The following is a 16943-nucleotide window of genomic DNA, read 5'->3' on the forward strand; positions in this document are numbered from 1 at the left end:
AAACGCACCAGCACCCGCCGCTTTGTAGACAGCTGCATGGAGAAAGCCGGCATTTCCCTGGACCCGGAATTCGAGCTGGCCACCAGCGAGCTGATTGTTCAATTTGCCCTGCGCTGTATGGGGATTGGCTGTGTGGTGCGCAACTTCGCCCAAGGGCAGCTGGAGGAAAACACCCTTTTCGAGCTCTCCATCCAGCCCCCCTTCCCGCCCCGGAAAATGTGCCTGATCACCCCGGCAAAAGCCCCCATTTCCCCGGCGGGCAAACGGCTGCTTCAATTTTTGGAAATCCCCCTTTAATCACCCCAGGCGAAAGGAAACGGCCCTCTTCTGGCTGATATTTTTGGCTAACTTCGGTAACTGGATTTCAAAATCAGATGTATTGCTTGCCGGCGTTTTTGGAGGCGTTATCATTTTTATGTTGGCGCTATGTTGGGTTTCTTCCCTTGTGCAGCTGACGATTTAGCGATACGGGCAATCGGGTTTTGTACATCAATAATCTACATGGCAGTTGCTGTCTGTACCTGCATAATCATAAACCAAAAATAAAAAGCAGCCCCTCTGCCTTTGGGCAGAGGGGCTGCTTTTGGATGAAACCCTTATTGTACTTTGGTATCGGCAGGAGAAGTTTCCTCTTTCTCCTTGCCTTGATCGCGCATCCGGTCGTGCATATCCAGCAATACCTGGGCAGCCAGGTCGAAATCCTTGACCTCCTGGTACTGTTCCGCCAATTCGCTGTATTCCAGGTCGCTGTAATCGGTCTTTTTATCCCGATACACCATTTTAAGCAGCACAGGGGTCACCACCGCTGTGAACACCACCATGATGATCACCGGCCCGAAAAAGTCGGGGTGCATCAGCCCAGTGGCAACGCCTTTGCTGGCAACCACCAGGCCGACCTCGCCTCGGGTGACCATACCTACGCCGATGCGCAGTGACTCCTCGTTGGTGTAATGGCACAGCTTGGCGCCGATGCCGCAGCCGATTACCTTGGACAACACTGCCACCACCACTAGCAGCACAGAGAAGATCACTATGGAGGCGGTCAGTTCCGGCAGTTCTACCTTGATGCCGATGTTTGCGAAGAAAATCGGCGAAAGGAGCATGTAGGAAATAATCTCAAACCGGGACGCCACATAAGTGACCCGGGTGGTGTTGGAGATAATCAGCCCGGCGATGAATGCCCCGGTGATGTCTGCCACCCCAAAGACCGTCTCTGCCACAAAGGAATAGATCAGGCAGAAGGCAAATGCAATGATGGCAAACCGCTTTTTATCCCGGTTGTAGCTGCTCATCCACTTTTCAAACCCTTTATGGAGCAATAAACCCAGGGCCAAACTCAAAACAAAGAAAGCAACCACTTTGAAGAGCACCGCCCCCACATTGACACTGGGGTCAGAAAGGCTGGTGATCAAGGTCAGGGCGATGATGCCCAGAATATCGTCGATCAGCGCAGCGCCTAAGATGGCATTGCCCGATCGGGTGGAGAGTTTGCCCATCTCCTTTAAGGTTTCCACCGTAATGCTGACCGATGTCGCCGTCAACACTACGCCCATAAATACATTCTGCAAAAAGGTATCTGGCTCCGGGCTGAAAAATGCCGCTAGGAAGTATCCTCCCAAGAGGGGAACCACAACGCCGAAGCAGGCGATGACAAAAGACGCTTTGCCGGACTTTTTCAGCTCCGCTATATCCGTTTCCAAACCGGCGGTAAACATCAACACGATGACGCCGATTTCCGCCATCTGGTCCAGGAAAACCGTCTCGTGCATAATGCCGAGCATCGTCGGCCCCAGCAATAGGCCAGCCACCAGAGCGCCCACCACCTGGGGCATGTCAATCTTTTTGGTGATAATCCCAAACACTTTTGTGGTCAGCAACACCAAAGCCACGTTAAACAAAAACTCATACGATTCCACAAAAATCCCTCACGTTTCTTTGTATATTTTGCAACCACTCTTTCAGGCCGGTCTCTAGTATAGTCCTCATTGGTTCGGATTTCAAGGTTAGCAATTATCGAAAATAAACAGTTTATATGCAATTATAATGTGCATTTTGACTACCCATTTTTTGGAACACCCAATCTGAGGGCTTGTTTTCCTCCTGATTATTTCCCTCAAAAACGGCTTTTTTCTTCCAGTAGAGCCGCCCAATCCGTTCCTCACACCAGAGAATACATCACAAAATGCATGAAAAGCAAAATGCCCCCGCTCAATTGAGCGGGGGCCGGTTCTAGCCTATGTACAAATGGTTAACCGAAAAATTTCACCACCATGGAAATCATCATGGGGAAAGTTGCAATGACCATCACCAAGCGGAAAATCTGCAGCACAGCCACCTTGGGGGCATCGCCGCCGATGTCTGAGGCAATTAGCGCCATGTCAGAGACGCCTGCTGGAGTGGTGGCAAACAAAGCCGTCGTCAAATCCAAATTGGAAACTTTTCGGATGAAGAATCCCAGGGTGATGTTGGAAATCAAATAGCCGACCACAATGATGATCATGGGGGCGATCATCGTCTGGAGGCGCAGCACGTCGTTCATGGTCATGGTGCAGCCGATCATGGCGCCGGAACAAGTCTGTGCCGCCAGCTTGACCTTCATGGGGATGTAAGCTTTGCTGGTAAAGACATTGAAGGTGGCCACCACCAGCATGGCAAAGGTCAGGGAGCCGGCGGGCATCCCAATTTTATAGCCGATGATGCCGCCGATGGCCGCGAAGCCGAGGGTGACGAGAATCATCTTCAGGGAACGGTCCTTCTCCACCTTTTCTTCCTGCTGTTCCTCCAACAGCTCCTCTTTTTCTTCCGCTGCGTTGGAGTGGTCCGCCTTGTCAAAATGAGCGGACATAAAGGTCATCATCGCGGGGAAAAAGGCGATGACAAAGATCAAACGCGCCGTTTGCAGGAGGGCTACAGTGGAGCTGGAGCCACCCATGTCCATACAGATAATGGACATATCTGTTACGCCGCCAGGGGTGCAGGACAAGAGTGCAGAAACCAGGTCAATGTCCGACACCATGGTGATGCCGAAACCAATCAGCAGGTTGGTGACGGCCAGGCCCACGATCATAATGACCGCCGGCACCGCCACTGAGCGGATTTCCTTCAAATCCTTGCGGTACACCGACATACCCAAAAATGCGCCGGTGACCGTCTGAATGGCCGACTTCACTGTGTTGGGGAAAAACGCCATGCCGGTGAACACGCTGAAGATGGCCACAGCAACCATTGAGCCGATCATGGCGCCCGCGGGGATTTTCAGCTTCAGGGCGATGATGGCGCCCAATGCGCCCACCGCCAGTGTGAGTAGGATATTGCCCATTTGCCACGCCTTCTTTTCCATCTAGATTTGGGGAACAGCGCCTCCCTCCCCGTCTGCCTCCCGGAGAGAAGGGTTGCCATGGAATGATCCGGGCCGCACAAGGGGAATACAAGGGTGCGGCTATCCCCTAACAGAGAGCCGCATACAACGCCTTTCCGTACATTTTATTTCCTTCAGTATACCATTGCTCCCTTTCTAAATACAATAATAGTTTAAAAAACTGTGAAGTTTTTATTGTTCCGGAAACAGTTTTTAGGCAACAAAAGGCCCCTCACCGTTGCTTTGGGCTTTCCGTGAGGGGCAGATTTTTTTCTTTGTGTTTATTTTGCATTCTCCACAGCTTTTTCGAGCGCCTTCAGGTAGGGGGTCAAATCCAAGTCTACCTGGGTGCTGAGGGTTTCATCCTGGGAAGGGTCGGTCATCGCCAAAACAGTAGCGGCGTCCTTCCCCACCGCCCACTCTTCAAAGGCGGCGATCTGCTCATCCCATTCCTTGCCCAGGGAGGAGGACTTTTTCAGCCCATAGTCTGCCCCCATCTCCCGTTTGGAGAGAACGTCCGCCTCCAGGTCGGAGAGGATTTCACCCTGGCCATCGAACTCCACCCGGGTCTGCACCGCATCGATGGTCAGCTTGACGATCTTCCCCTTGCTATCCAAGGTGACTGCCGCCACCGCGACATCGGCCACGGCCTTGCCGTCGCTCTCCTCCGAAGCGGAGGCAGACTTGGTCAAACTGGTGGAAATCCCCACCCCGATCTTGGCGTTTTGTCCGGAACAGCCTGTGAGCATCACAAGGCACGCAAGGGCTGCAAGCATTTTTTTCATCTGGGTTCCTCCTCATCAATTCCGCCAATAGCGGGGAAATCTTGGGCGCGTCCAACCCAATAGTGGCCAGCTGGGGGGATTTTATTGCGGGGGAACAACTTTCCCCCTTGTCATCTTTCCCTATTGTAGGAGATTTTGCCCTAAAAAGCAAGTTTTTTCCATCGCCCCAACCGAGGGAAGCGGTCAAAAATTTGAATTTTTTGGGAAGGTTTGGCCCCGCTATTTGACTTTCTCCACCCCGCTGTGCTACCATAAAAGCAACGGAACGGAGGGATTGTTTTGAAACGTTTTTTGACCATCGCATTGACGGTTTTATTGGCACTGCAGGTTTCGGCCTGCTCCTCCCAGCGGGAACTCCCCTCTCAAGATGGGACTACCCCTGTTTCCAGCGAAGCCATCGGGGAGGCTGCCACCCAATATTTGACCGCCATCGGGGCGGATGATTTGGAGGCCGCCAAAGCCATGCTGGCTGATGAGGTCGCCTTCGGACAGCTGGGCGGGGCGTCCCATACCCTGACCCGCCAGGAGATGGAGGAGGAGATTGACCGCCTCTCCGCCTTACAACAGGAGTACAACCAGATTACAGTGGTGGAGACTGGGGAAAACTACGCTGTCCTTCAGTGCCTGATGCCCAACTATTTGACTTCTATGGTCTTTGGTATGGACCGGGACGCCTACCCTTGTCAAGTTCGCATTGAGATGGCCGACGGCAAAATCAGCGGCATGTTCACCGGGGAAAACCCAGATGCCGCCGCCGAGATCGCAGCCAAAACCGAGGCCGCAGTGGGAATCGTCTGCGAAAACCAGGAGGACGGCACCGTCCTTATTGGGTCGGTGGAGCCCGGATCGCCTGCCGCCTTGGCTGGAATCCAGGCTGGAGACGAACTCCTCGCCATTGACGGCCTCTCGGTGCAGCAGATGCGCCTTGCCGCCCACGAACCCCAATACCGCCTCCTAGGCCCCGAAGGTACACAGGTCACAGTGACCGTCTTACAGGCTGACCAGCAGGCTGATTACACCCTCACTTATGTAACCGATAATTAGAAGTTCCAAAAGAACCGCCCTCTCCTGCGACTGGAAGAGGGCGGTTTTTCTATGTTGTCCGCTACAAATGGAACCGTTTTTTCAGCTCCTCCCGGGTACCGGCGCCGGCAAACAACATCAGGCCGGTCAATGTGACAAGGGAGTGAAGCAGGGCGCAGAACGCCGTCCAGCGGACAGTGGCTAAGCCCATTACCCACAGGAGCATGCACAACCCTCCCATTACCAGGAGGGTGAATTGATAAAAGAAATAATCCCGGAACCAGACCGGCCGCAGCAGGATAATGGCAGTGATGGCCGCCCCACTGCCCATGACCAGCAGAGGGATCAAATAATTGGTGGACCAGCGGGAAAATCCGCTGAAATAATCCACGGAAAAGGAAAGGGCTGAGATCAGCAACACTTCTTTGAGGATGACCCCGCCGGGGTTGTTTTTTCGCCGGGCCGCCCAGAGGGCGCTCACCGCAGTATACGCCGAGCCAGCCAACAACACCAGATACCAATAAGAGGTGCTGCGGATAAACCCATCCACAAGGACGGTGATCCCCAAAAACACCTGGGTGAAAATCAAAAGCAGTTTTAACCGGCCAAACCGGCGGCGGGGCAGCTCCAGCTTGGGATAGGCGCTATACCCCTCCCCAGTGGATCGGGCCATGGTCTGGCCACAGAGCGGGCAGAACTCCCGGCTGGAGTTGACCTGTATACGGCAGTTGTTGCATGTTTTCATCGCGGCACCTCGTTGCAGGTGACCACGGCGGCTAGGCCCTCTGCTGTCAGCCTGCGGATAAAATACCGGGGGATGTCCTCCTCCCGGCAGGTGGAGTTGAAAACGACGGTCATCACATCCCCCAAAGAGGAAACCGCCACCTTCAGCGTGTTGTTGCGGGAAGCCCCCAGCATGGTGCCGATCCGCTTCACATGGGGGACAAATTCACGGGGCATTGGAACCCGGCCCATGTTGGTCAAGGTGCAGGTGTAGGTGTGCTCCCCCCGCCGGTAGGTGCGGCGCATGAAAAAGTCCTTGATCACCCGAGGAACCACCCGCAGGAAGGGGATCTCCTCCAAGCGGCGCTGCTGGCGGATGCGGGCCAAAAACTTCTCCCGGGTGATCTCCCCTTTCATCTGTTCCCCCACCTGGGCGAGGATGTTGTCAAAGCCAGGGTTCCCCTGAGAACCATCCACCCCAATCCGCACAAAGATGAAGAAATTCCGCAGGGTTTTGCTGGGGAAAAAGTTGCGCAGGTTGACTGGAAGGCTAATGACAATTTTCTCTTTGGGCGGAACTTCCCTGCACCTCTCCTCCAAAATTGCCTCGATGAGCAAGGCGGCAAAATACTGGGCCACTGTGGCACCGGAAGCTTTGGCCAAGCCGGCAATCTCTTTGGCGGAAAACACCGCCTCGGTGATCTGCTGGGCGCCGATGGGCAGCATCTCCCCGTCCAAGTGGTAAGCGCGGGGGGCAAAGATCATCGGCTGGCCAGCGGCACCCGCCGATTCTTCATCGCTCTTTGCGAAGCCATCTTCCCACATCTCCTGCTCGGAGACATCCTCCAGTTCCGCCGGCTTTTCCCAATGGGATGCCGCCGGGCAGACCTGTTTTAAATAATAAAAAAGGATGTGGTGGAGGAAATACAGCGCCCCATTCCCATCGGTCAGGGCATGGAATACCTCCAGATTCACCCGTCTCTGGTAATAAGTGATTCGGAACAAAAATCCCCGGTTGCGCCGCAGCTCTATGCGGAAGCAAGGGGGACAGAATTCCTCCCGGACCACGGGCTTGGCGGGATTCTGTTCAAAGTAATACCAAAACACCCCGCGGCGCATCTTTACTGCAAAGGCCGGAAGGTCCTTCAAAGCTTGTTCCACCGCTTCCTGAAGCGCCTTGGGGTGGATGTCTTCTTCCAGGTCCGCCCAAAGGCGGAACACATTTGCCGCATGTTCCCCACTGATGGCGGGAAACAGCTTGGCTGTGTTGTCCAGCCGGCTCCAGGAAATCTGCTTTTCCAAGCTCTGTCCCCCCTTTTTTAACAAATAGCCGCGCCAAACAGGCGCCTAGCGTATTTTCTATTATACCCACTTGCCGGAACTCCTGTCAATGTGGGAAAAAATCCTTCCCTTTTACCCTTTGGACTGATTCAGAAAATGAACAACCTCCCTTCATCATTTTGACGAAGGGAGGTATATTTACAGAAAACATCTGCTCGCTGAAACGAAATTTGTAAAAATACTTTATCCAAGCCAATGTTGATAATATGCCACGATTCCCAATAAACCGCCAATGCCAAGTCCTGCTAAAGTTGCAAACAAGATGTTTCGTTTCTGTTTAGAGGATAATTGCTTTTCATTCTGTTCCATACAACCAAACGCTCCTTATTTATCATTCAGTTCAATTTACTTTATCATATTTCTCTGTCCGCATCAATGCTTGGTGTACCTGCCGGAGTTGAAACCAATCAGTCCAAAAGTAAAAAGGGAGAAAAGCTCCCTTCTAAAAAGGGGAAGAGGATAGTATCCTCTTCCCCCGCAAATCTTGTCAAAGATTTATCTCCACTCCACAAATTTGCGCTGGTAAATCAATGTCAGCGGAATGATGAACAACGTAAGGACCGCCGCCAATCTGTACATCCAGGGATAGTTCAGGTTGGCGACTACGATCCCCCACACCGAGCCGCCCACAATGGTCCCCAGGTCAAAGGACGCCGAGTAGGTGGCATTGGCTGCGCCGCGGTTTTCCGGGATGGCGTTGCGGATGGACATGGCATTGGTCACCGGATACAATACGCCGTAACCGAAGCCATAGACAATGGCGATGGCAATCAACACCGGCATGGTCTTGGCAAACGAAACCGCAAAGAAGCAGCAAGTGGTCACTAAAACAGCGGCCCACAGCACCTTTTTCTCCCCTAGGCGGTAGGTGACCTTACCTGCGAAAGCACGGGCACAGATGGTTCCAACTGATGTGAAGAGGAAGAAGCTGCTGACCCCCTCCAGGCCGATGGATCGGCCGTACAAGGCGAGGTAAGCGGTCAGGGAAGTCTGGGCCACAGTGGCGGTAAAGATCATGCTGGCAGGCAGCAGGGAGGTTTTCTCAAACAGGCTGATTTTGATCTTCTCTCCAGGTTTGCGGGTTTTCAGTTTTTCCTCATAGGAGATGAAGCGGCTGGCCACAATGCAAATGCTGGCCAACAGGAGGCCGCCGATAAAATCGCCCCGCATGGAGAACATGTTTTTCAGCTCCAAGCCCACTGCCGGGCCCACAGTCATAGAAATAGCCCCCGCCAACGCATAGTAGCCGATACCCTCGGTGATACGGGCCTTGGGGATGATGTCTGATGCCACAGTGCCAATTCCTGTATTAGTCAGGCAGAAACCGATGCCCTGCATAACGCGGACACAGAGAATCATATAAAAGTTGGTGGACATTAAGTACAAAAGGAAGGAGAACGCCACCAAAAGGGAACCGCATAACACCATTTTCCGGCGGCCGATGTAGTCCACCAGCTGACCGGCGATGGGACGAAACAACAGCGAGCCAATGGAAAATGCTGTGAGCATGATGCCGGCCATCTGCTCCGGGAAGCCAATTTCAACCGTGTAAAGAGGCAGGGTTGGGTTTAGCATCTGACCTGCCAGGCCGATACACATGGAACACAAGATGGCTAGAACTAAATTCTTACTCCAGATGGGGATGGTAGTGGGATCCGGCTCAAAGTCGTCCACGGCAGCTTCTGCCGCAGCCGGTATCCCAACCTCCTTTTCCAAATCGTTGGATGACATGACTAACACTCCTATTCCGGTTTTTTGTTGGATTGGCAGTCCGATGGAAATCTGGCAAAACAGCCCATTGATTTCACACATTTTACCCTAGTATAACATAATCTTCTCCCCATCCAAATAGAATTTTTACAAAATTGTTAAAATGATGAAAACAATATTCGTTTTTTAGAAAATTCGCCGGTTTAAGTTGGATTCCTCCTGTTTTGTAAGAACCCATTTTTGGGGTGCCCCCCTCATTTCCCTGTTTCAGCCAAGGGCTGGAAAAAGGCCGTATATGAAAAAATTGGCTTCCATTTTGAGAAAAGCCTTCCGTCCCCCAGTAGTAGGATATATGGGGGGACAGAAGGCAAAATGCTCCTTTTCTTTTGTGAGGGCGCTCTATCCCTGGGGAAAATTACTCATTTTCTACCAACATCTCCCCCGGCACATCGCCTTCCCATTCCTTGTGCTTAGATTTCACCAAGGCAAAGTTCTTCCACTTGCCTTGGCGGTAAGCGAATATCCCCAGCAGCACGGTGGTCAGCCAGCCCACCGGTAAACCCCACCAAATGGCGCTGGCCTCGATGGTAGGCGCCAAGGCGTAGGAGGTGACAATCCGCACCCCCAGGGAGGTAATGCTCATATAGAGCGCCATCCGGGTGTAGCCGGATCCCCGGAAAAAGCCGGAAAATGCATACATAGTGGCCATCAAGAAATAACAGGAGGCCATCACAGTCGGGTATTCTGCGCCCACAGCGATCACCACCTCATTTCCCTCGCCCATAAAGATGCTCAGCAGCTGGTGGGAAAATGCCACCATGATCACTGAAGCCATTACGCAGAAGGCGACGGACATCTTCAAGGTTCCCCGCAGGCCCTTTTGGGACCGTTCAAAGTCCCCTGCACCGACATCATTCCCAAGGATACTATGCTCTGCTGGATGGCGGTGGGGACACTGAAACTGACAATATGGCGGAACATTTCCTTATCAAAGGTGAGCTCCTTGATGATGATCACAAGCCCCACGGCGGTTATGACCGCCGACATCCCCACCAGGAAGATCATCGAGGTGGATACGGCCTTTTTCAATTGCTCCTGATCCCCCGCGCCGTACAGCTGCGAGATAATCACCGAGACGCCCATGGTCATGCCGGTGATCGCCGACATCATAAAGAACATCAGTGGGAAGGCCGCCGCGATGGAGGCAAGTGCATCCGGCCCCTCATACTTCCCCATAATCACCGCGTCCACCGTGTTGTAAAGCTGCTGGAACAAACTGCCGATCATCATCGGCATGGCAAAGTCGAAGATCAGCTTCATCGGCTTGCCTTGTGTCATGTCCCAAACCACTCACTCCTTTGCTGAAAAACGACAATCCCACTGGGGGATTGTCTCCCATTTACGCCTCATTCCCCAAGGGCGCACGGCGACCCGCAGACAAAAAAAGACAGGCAGCCTTATAACGGGCCGCCTGTCTGTCATAGCATAGATTTAATTAGTTCACGATAGAAACTAATTTATTTTAATTCCGCGATAGTGACGCCGGATTCCCCTTCCCCATACACCCCCAGGCGGAAGGTGCGAACCGCCTTGTGCTTGCGCAAGTGCTGGTGCACCGCAGCCCGCAGGGCGCCGGTCCCCTTGCCGTGGATGATGGTCACAGTGTTCAGCCCGGCGAGGACGGCGCCGTCCAAATACTGGTCCAACTCCAAAAGGGCTTCGTCGGTGGTCATACCCCGCAGATCCACCTCCGTTTTGGCGTCCCGGCCGGCGCTGGCTTTGACGTCCCGGTAGGAGACGCCACTTTTCCCGCCGCCGTTGTAGGTGATCTTCTTCTTCTCCTGATCCTCAATGAGCCGCAGGCCGCCCACTGGAACCCGGGTTTTTAGAATTCCGGCCTGGACCATGACGTTGCCGCTGGAATCCGGGTCGGAGAGGACCGTCCCCTCCTTGTTCAGCTCGTTGATGATCACCAGGTCGCCCCGTTTCAGCTGACGGGGCAGGCGGTAGCTGGACTCCCTTTTGCGCCCGGTGACCGGGTCGGCCATATCCTGCAATTTCTTCATCTGGCTGCGGTACTGGGCCTTGGCCTTGCTGGCCAGCTGGGCGATATCGGCGCTGTTTTTCTGCTTTTTCAGCTCCTCGATTTCCTCCATCACCAGCTCCGCCTGGAACTTGACCTGCTCCACAATAGAACGGGCCTGGGCACGTGCCTTTTCAATCTCCCGCTCCGCGTCCTTTTCCAGCTTCTGCCGGTACTCCTCCATCTCTTTGTGGGTGCGCTCGGCCTGGGCCCGCAGAATACTAGCCTGGCTGCGCTCCTTCTCCAGGCCCTGCCGGGCGGCCTCCAGCTCGGAGACTACATCCTCAAACCGGGTGTTGTCACTGGAGATCAGCTCCTTGGCCCTATCGATGACATCCCCGGTCAGGCCCAAGCGTTCACTGATGGCAAAGGCGTTGGAGCGGCCCGGCACCCCGATGAGCAGCCGGTAGGTGGGCCGCAGGGTTGCTACGTCAAACTCGCAGCTGGCGTTCTCCACTCCCTCAGTTTGGAGGGCGTACATCTTGATCTCCGCATAGTGGGTGGTAGAGACCACCTTGGCCCCCAGGGAGCGCAGCTTCTCGATGATGGAAACCGCCAGGGCGGCGCCTTCCACCGGGTCGGTGCCCGCCCCCAGCTCATCGATGAGGACCAGAGTGGAGGAATCCGCCTTGTCCAGGATGTCGATGATGTTGGTCATGTGGGCGGAGAAGGTGGAGAGGCTCTGCTCGATGCTCTGCTCGTCGCCGATGTCGGCCAGGACTTTGTCAAACACCGAAAGGGCGCTGCCCTCCGCCGCCGGAATCATCAGGCCGCACATGGCCATCAGGGTGAGGAGGCCCAGGGTTTTGAGGGCCACCGTCTTACCGCCGGTGTTGGGGCCGGTGACCACCAAGGTATCAAATTCCAGCCCCAAGTTCAGGTCGATGGGGACAATCTTATCCGGGTCGATGAGGGGATGGCGGGCCTTGATCAGGTTGACCCTTCCCTCCTGGTTGAGGGCGGGGACCGATGCTTTCATCCGGTCGGCCAGCCGGGATTTTGCAAAGAGGAGATCCAGCTCCACCGCCACATCGTAGCTGTGTTTGATGGCGGAAGCCGCCTGGCCCACCTCGGCGGAGAGCTTGGCGATCACCCGGTCGATCTCCTGCTTTTCCTTGCTTTGCAGCACCCGGATCTCGTTGTTGGCTTCCACCACCGCCATAGGCTCCACAAACACGGTGGCTCCGCTGGAGGAGGTGTCGTGGACCAAGCCCCGGATCTCCCCCCGGTGCTCCGATTTGACCGGCACCACAAACCGGCCGTCCCGCATGGTGACGATCTGCTCCTGCAAAAATTTGGCGTAGGTGGGGGATTTGATCATCTTGTCCAGCTGGGTGCGGACCCCCGTCTGGGTGCTGCGGATCTTCCGCCGGATCTGGGCCAGTTCCGGACTGGCGTTGTCGGCGATCTCCTCCTCCGAGAGGATGGCGCTTTCCAGCCGGTCCTCCAGCGGACGGTTGGGGAACAGGTTGGAAAAGAGGTAATCCAGGCTGGTCTCGCTCTCCTGAGACTGGCGTTTCCAGCTGGCCAGGTTGCGGATGGCTTTGAGCACATGGCAGACGTCCAGCAGCTCCCGCAGGGAGAGGGAGGAACCCATCTCCGCCCGGCGCAGGGGGCCGTCGCAGTTTTTCATATCCAGCACCGTAGGGGTGCCGTAGCGGTTGGTCAGGCTGTTGGCGTCGCCGACCATAGCCATCTCCCGCCGGACCTCCTCAAAATCGGTCATCGGCCGCAGGGCCAGGGCCTGTTTGCGGCTGTCCTCGCAGGTGGCGTGGCTGGCCAGCATAGCAAGCACCTTATCCAGTTCCAGTGCTCGGTAGTGTCGTTCCATTGTTTCCATGATTGTTGGTACCCCCTTTGGGTAAATCTGTCTTTAGCGGCCGCGGAACAGAGAGTTGTAAAAATCCAGCGTGGGCAGTCGAAGGTCCAGCTGGGCGATCAGATAACTCTCGCTGACGGCGGCCAGCTGCCGCAGCCCCCCTTCATCCAGGGAGAAGCGGAACAGCTTGTCAAATTCCGAATAAATGATGTGGCGCATGGCGGTCAGCACCCCTGGAGGCACCGGGATGGGAACCCCCTCCCCCGGCTCTGGGGCACACGCCCCACAGAGGAGCTCCCCGGTGCGGGGCAGGAACTTCATCTGGGGGTCCTCAAAGGTGCCGCACTCCCGACAGCCCAGCAGGTCAGGCATAAACCCAGCCAAGGTCAACAGTCGCAGCTCAAAAACCGGCTTTAAAAAAAGGGGGCTCCGCTTCCCGTTTTCCAGGAAGTGGAGGCTGTTAAGGAGGAGGCGCAGGTACTCTTCCGCCGGTTCCTCCCGTGGGATGGCCTGGATGCACAGCTCACAGAAATAGGAGGCCAGGGCCAGCTTTTCAATGTCCTGCCGCACCCCAAAAAAGATGGTGTCCGCCTCGGCGCTGTCCACTGAGTAACGGTCCTTGTTTTTGAACAGCACAAAGCGAGAGTAGCAAAGCTGCTCGGTGCTGGAAACCAATTTCCCCCGCAGCCGCTTGGCCCCTCTCGCATAGGCGAAGATCACGCCGTATTCCTTTGTCAGAATGGTCAGCAGGCGGTCATCCTCAATGGTTTTCTCCCGCAGGACCATTCCATAGGTTGTGATCTGCATTGCCGTCCCCTCCGGCCGGCTGGGCGGACTGCCATCCCCCCTGCTCGGTCTGCTTGTACTGCAGATAGTCCTCTATTTTTCCGGTGGCTTCAAAACGCCGCCATGCGGTATCCGGATTCATCCCTCTCACCTCGCACATTCCTCTTTAATAAGATTGTTTGCCTTTGGTGATAGAATATTACCGGTAGTTCTTGTCGGTTCCCCTGCCAAGGCTTGGCGCGGGGAATTGTAAATATTTGTAACTTTTTTGGGACGTTATTCTTCGGTGAAGCCGAACTGTTTGATCAGCCCCTCTTTGTTGCGCCAATCCTCTTTCACCTTGACCCAAAGCTTCAGGTTGACTTTGGCATCCAAAAACGCCTCGATTTCCTCCCGGGCTTGGGAGCCGATGGTTTTGAGCATCGAACCCTGTTTGCCGATGAGCATTCCCTTGTGGCTGTCCCGTTCGCAGTAGATAACGGCGTCGATGTCGATGATGTCCTTATCCTCCCGTTCCTTCATGGACTCCACCGAAACGGCGGTGCCATGGGGAATCTCCTCCCGCATGTTGTTGAGGATCTTTTCCCGGATGATCTCCCCGGCGATGACCCGCTCGGGCTGGTCGGTGAAATCGTCGTCGTCAAAGAAGTGGGGGCCTTCCTCCGCCAGCTGGGAGAGCTCGGCGAGGAGGATGTCCACCCCATCCCCTGTGAGGGCTGAGAGGGGCACCACCGCTTCAAACTCATATTCCGCAGAGAGGGCCTGCATCTTTTCCAGCATGTCCTCCCGCCGCTTCAAGGTGTCAATTTTGTTGATGACCAAAACAGCTGGAATTCCCATGGCCTTGATGTTGTCCAGCAGTTCCCGCTCGGCTTTGGTGACCTCCTTTTCCGGCTCGGTGACCAGAACCGCGGCGTCCACGTCGGCCACCGAACGGCGCACCTGGCGCACCATAAACTCGCTGAGCTTGGTACGTGGCTTGTGCATGCCGGGGGTGTCGATGAATACCAGCTGGGTCTCCCCTCTGGTCAGGATGCCCACAATCCGGTTGCGGGTGGTCTGGGGCTTGTCCGAGACAATGGCCACCTTCTCCCCCACCATGGCGTTGAGGAGGGAGGATTTGCCCACGTTGGGGCGGCCGACAATGGCAATAAAAGCAGAACGTGTTTCCACAGTTCAGCCTCCTTTCTCCGCGTGAAGCGGTCCGGCCTTAGGCCGGAGTTGATCATAATGTAGAAAGCCAAAACGCAGGGATGCTTCCCTGCGGGGCAAACAGCTTGGAAAACAAGGGACGTCCTTCCCCTTACGGGGACCTACCTCTTCTTCGCCCACCAGGGCGGGCAGAACACATAGAGGAGGCAGAGGGACAACAAAAGGGCGCTTCCCACTGCTCTTGCAGGGGAAGCCACCCACAAAGAGAAAAAGCCGAATAAAGACCCCAGGTCCCCGAAAAGGCAGAACCCCACCCCAACGGAACCCGCCGCCGCCAGAAGCACCGCCCCAGCGGCACAGTCTTTGGCCAGTTTGGCAAGGGGGTGCTCCCCAGGGGAGACAAGGTCCACAGCAGCTTCCACCGCGGTGTTGACCGCCTCACAGCAAAGCACCAAGGCGATGGCCAAAAGGAGCACCGCCCACTGGGTGCCGGAGAGCCGGTAGTAGGCCCCCATGGCAATTGCCATGGCGCCTGCCAGGGTGTGGATGCGGAAGTTCCGTTCCCCCAAGAGACAGGCTACCACCCCTTGGAAAGCGTACCCGAAGCTTCTCAGGAGCCCGATCATTGCATGGTATAGCTCTGGTCTCTGGCCAGGCCCAGCTTACTCATCACTGTCTCCTCTTTTTCCCGCATCCGCAGGGCTTCCAGGCCTCCGGCCTCATGGTCATACCCCAACAGGTGCAGCATGGAGTGGACGGTCAAAAAGCCCATCTCCCGCTGGAGGGAGTGGCCATATTGCTCCGCCTGCTCCATGGCTTTGGGCACCGAGATCACCACATCGCCCAACTGGTAGGCGCCGGTCTCCTCATTGATGTCATACACCCCGTTCTCCCCCAAGGGGAAGGAGAGGACATCGGTGGCGGCGTCCTTGTGGCGAAACTCGTTGTTCAGCTCTCGGATCTGCTCGTTGTTGACAAAGCTGACGCTGACTTCAGCGGGGCCTTCAAACCCTTCGGTCGCCAAAACCGCGTGGCAGCAGCGGCGGATCAGCAGCCGGATACCCGATGGGATTTTTACGTCTTTCTGCCGATTGGTGATTACCACTTTCACACTCTGGGCCATGTTACATCCTCCATTTATCCTAAGCCGGTGCTAATCCCGGCGGCGTCTTTCATCGTAGTATTTCTCATAAGCCTTAATAATGGCCTGTACCAAGCGGTGGCGCACCACGTCCTTCTCGGTGAAGTAGACGATGGAAATATCGTCTACATGTTTGAGCACCTTGGATGCCTCCACTAGGCCGGACCGCTTGGTGTCCGGCAGGTCGATCTGGGTGATGTCCCCGGTGATCACCGCCTTGGAGTTGAACCCCAGCCGGGTCAGGAACATCTTCATCTGTTCAGGGGTGGTGTTCTGGGCCTCATCCAGGATGATAAACGAATCGTCCAGGGTGCGGCCGCGCATATAGGCCAGGGGCGCGACTTCGATGTTCCCCTTCTCTTGGTAGCGCTGGAAATTCTCCGGCCCCAGCATGTCAAAGAGGGCATCGTACAAGGGGCGAAGATAGGGGTCCACCTTATTTTGCAGGTCTCCGGGCAGGAAGCCCAGCTTCTCCCCAGCCTCCACCGCCGGCCGGGTCAGGATGATCCGGTTGACCTCTTTCGCCCGGAAAGCGCGAACCGCCATGGCCACCGCCAAATAGGTCTTGCCGGTGCCAGCGGGTCCGATGCCGAAGGTGATGGTGTTGTTCTTCATAGCGTCCACATATTTTTTCTGGCCCAAGGTCTTAGCCTTCAGGGGCTTTCCCTTGGCGGTGATGCAGACCACGTCGCTGGCTAGGGATGAGAGCTGGTCGGAAGTCCCTTCCCGCACCAGGCCGATGACATAGTGGACCCGCTGGTCGGTGATGGCCTCCCCCTTGTCAATAAGGGTCAAAAGCCCCTCCACCGTTTTGGAGGCGAGGTAGACGTTCTCCGGATCGCCGGAGATCTTTACTTCGGTACCCCGGGCGACGATGGTCACTGAGAACGCATCTTCCACAATTTTTATATTCCCATCAAAGCTGCCGAACAGCGCGAGGGCATGTTCCATCCGTTCGATGTTTACGACCTGTTCGATGCTGGATTCCTCCTTCTAGCCAGCCCCAGGCTGGCTTTGGTTTT

Annotated in this window: 17 protein-coding genes; 2 read left to right on the forward strand and 15 right to left on the reverse strand. The window is 55.5% G+C overall.

Going from position 1 to position 16943, the window contains the following annotated elements; genetic code table 11:
* Positions 1 to 297 (forward strand): LysR family transcriptional regulator substrate-binding protein (locus BQ5353_RS02165; protein WP_143117253.1); only part of this gene is annotated, 297 nt, incomplete at its 5' end.
* A 299-nt stretch (positions 298 to 596) separates the two neighbouring features.
* Here the strand turns inward: BQ5353_RS02165 and BQ5353_RS02170 are convergent.
* The 3 genes from BQ5353_RS02170 to BQ5353_RS02180 form a co-directional block, all read right to left on the reverse strand.
* Positions 597 to 1916: a cation:proton antiporter gene (locus BQ5353_RS02170; RefSeq protein WP_071427232.1), complete on the reverse strand. Its 1320-nt coding sequence runs from the start codon at positions 1914 to 1916 to the stop codon at positions 597 to 599.
* A 332-nt stretch (positions 1917 to 2248) separates the two neighbouring features.
* On the reverse strand, positions 2249 to 3319 hold the full coding sequence (locus BQ5353_RS02175) for an AbrB family transcriptional regulator (RefSeq protein WP_071427233.1): 1071 nt from the start codon (positions 3317 to 3319) through the stop codon (positions 2249 to 2251).
* A gap of 320 nt (positions 3320 to 3639) precedes the next feature.
* Entirely contained in the window at positions 3640 to 4143 is a 504-nt protein-coding gene (locus BQ5353_RS02180; RefSeq protein ID WP_054330929.1) for a hypothetical protein, read from the reverse strand.
* 279 nt (positions 4144 to 4422) lie between these two features.
* Here BQ5353_RS02180 and BQ5353_RS02185 point away from each other — a divergent pair, with 279 nt between their 5' ends.
* A complete protein-coding gene (locus BQ5353_RS02185; RefSeq protein WP_071427234.1) occupies positions 4423 to 5187 on the forward strand; it encodes a PDZ domain-containing protein in 765 nt (254 codons plus the stop codon).
* A 61-nt stretch (positions 5188 to 5248) separates the two neighbouring features.
* Here BQ5353_RS02185 and BQ5353_RS02190 read toward each other — a convergent pair whose 3' ends face one another.
* The 12 genes from BQ5353_RS02190 to BQ5353_RS02240 all read right to left on the reverse strand — a co-directional run bounded on the left by BQ5353_RS02190 (position 5249) and on the right by BQ5353_RS02240 (position 16872).
* Positions 5249 to 5911: a DUF6320 domain-containing protein gene (locus BQ5353_RS02190; protein WP_071427235.1), complete on the reverse strand. Its 663-nt coding sequence runs from the start codon at positions 5909 to 5911 to the stop codon at positions 5249 to 5251.
* Positions 5908 to 7191, reverse strand: coding sequence for a hypothetical protein (locus BQ5353_RS02195; RefSeq protein ID WP_054330926.1), 1284 nt, complete (start codon positions 7189 to 7191; stop codon positions 5908 to 5910). Before BQ5353_RS02195 ends, BQ5353_RS02190 begins: the two co-directional genes overlap by 4 nt.
* A gap of 222 nt (positions 7192 to 7413) precedes the next feature.
* Positions 7414 to 7539 (reverse strand): hypothetical protein, encoded by a 126-nt coding sequence (locus BQ5353_RS13370; RefSeq protein WP_267888271.1) that lies wholly within the window; start codon positions 7537 to 7539, stop codon positions 7414 to 7416.
* 186 nt (positions 7540 to 7725) lie between these two features.
* Positions 7726 to 8961 carry an MFS transporter gene (locus BQ5353_RS02200; RefSeq protein WP_071427236.1) on the reverse strand — a complete coding sequence of 412 codons (1236 nt, stop codon included), beginning with the start codon at positions 8959 to 8961 and terminating at the stop codon, positions 7726 to 7728.
* Between the two features lie 394 nt (positions 8962 to 9355).
* A complete protein-coding gene (locus BQ5353_RS02205) occupies positions 9356 to 9796 on the reverse strand; it encodes an MATE family efflux transporter (RefSeq protein WP_054330923.1) in 441 nt (146 codons plus the stop codon).
* Positions 9797 to 9798: 2 nt separating this feature from the next.
* A complete protein-coding gene (locus tag BQ5353_RS02210; protein WP_082398485.1) occupies positions 9799 to 10278 on the reverse strand; it encodes an MATE family efflux transporter in 480 nt (159 codons plus the stop codon).
* Between the two features lie 179 nt (positions 10279 to 10457).
* Complete coding sequence (locus tag BQ5353_RS02215) at positions 10458 to 12854, reverse strand: endonuclease MutS2 (RefSeq protein ID WP_071428392.1); 2397 nt, start codon at positions 12852 to 12854, stop codon at positions 10458 to 10460.
* Positions 12855 to 12896: 42 nt separating this feature from the next.
* Positions 12897 to 13649 carry a DNA repair protein RecO gene (gene recO / locus BQ5353_RS02220; protein ID WP_071427237.1) on the reverse strand — a complete coding sequence of 251 codons (753 nt, stop codon included), beginning with the start codon at positions 13647 to 13649 and terminating at the stop codon, positions 12897 to 12899.
* A gap of 255 nt (positions 13650 to 13904) precedes the next feature.
* On the reverse strand, positions 13905 to 14801 hold the full coding sequence (era, locus tag BQ5353_RS02225) for a GTPase Era (RefSeq protein WP_054330921.1): 897 nt from the start codon (positions 14799 to 14801) through the stop codon (positions 13905 to 13907).
* A 140-nt stretch (positions 14802 to 14941) separates the two neighbouring features.
* A complete protein-coding gene (locus tag BQ5353_RS02230; protein ID WP_071427238.1) occupies positions 14942 to 15406 on the reverse strand; it encodes a diacylglycerol kinase family protein in 465 nt (154 codons plus the stop codon).
* The gene (ybeY, locus tag BQ5353_RS02235; protein WP_054330920.1) at positions 15403 to 15903 is read right to left on the reverse strand and encodes an rRNA maturation RNase YbeY; all 501 of its coding nucleotides are present in this window, start codon (positions 15901 to 15903) and stop codon (positions 15403 to 15405) included. The genes BQ5353_RS02230 and ybeY overlap by 4 nt, the downstream gene beginning before the upstream one ends.
* A gap of 30 nt (positions 15904 to 15933) precedes the next feature.
* Entirely contained in the window at positions 15934 to 16872 is a 939-nt protein-coding gene (locus BQ5353_RS02240) for a PhoH family protein (protein ID WP_054330919.1), read from the reverse strand.
* Positions 16873 to 16943: the final 71 nt, after the last annotated feature.

The organism is Merdimmobilis hominis (assembly GCF_900104615.1).
Taxonomy (GTDB): domain Bacteria; phylum Bacillota; class Clostridia; order Oscillospirales; family Ruminococcaceae; genus Merdimmobilis; species Merdimmobilis hominis.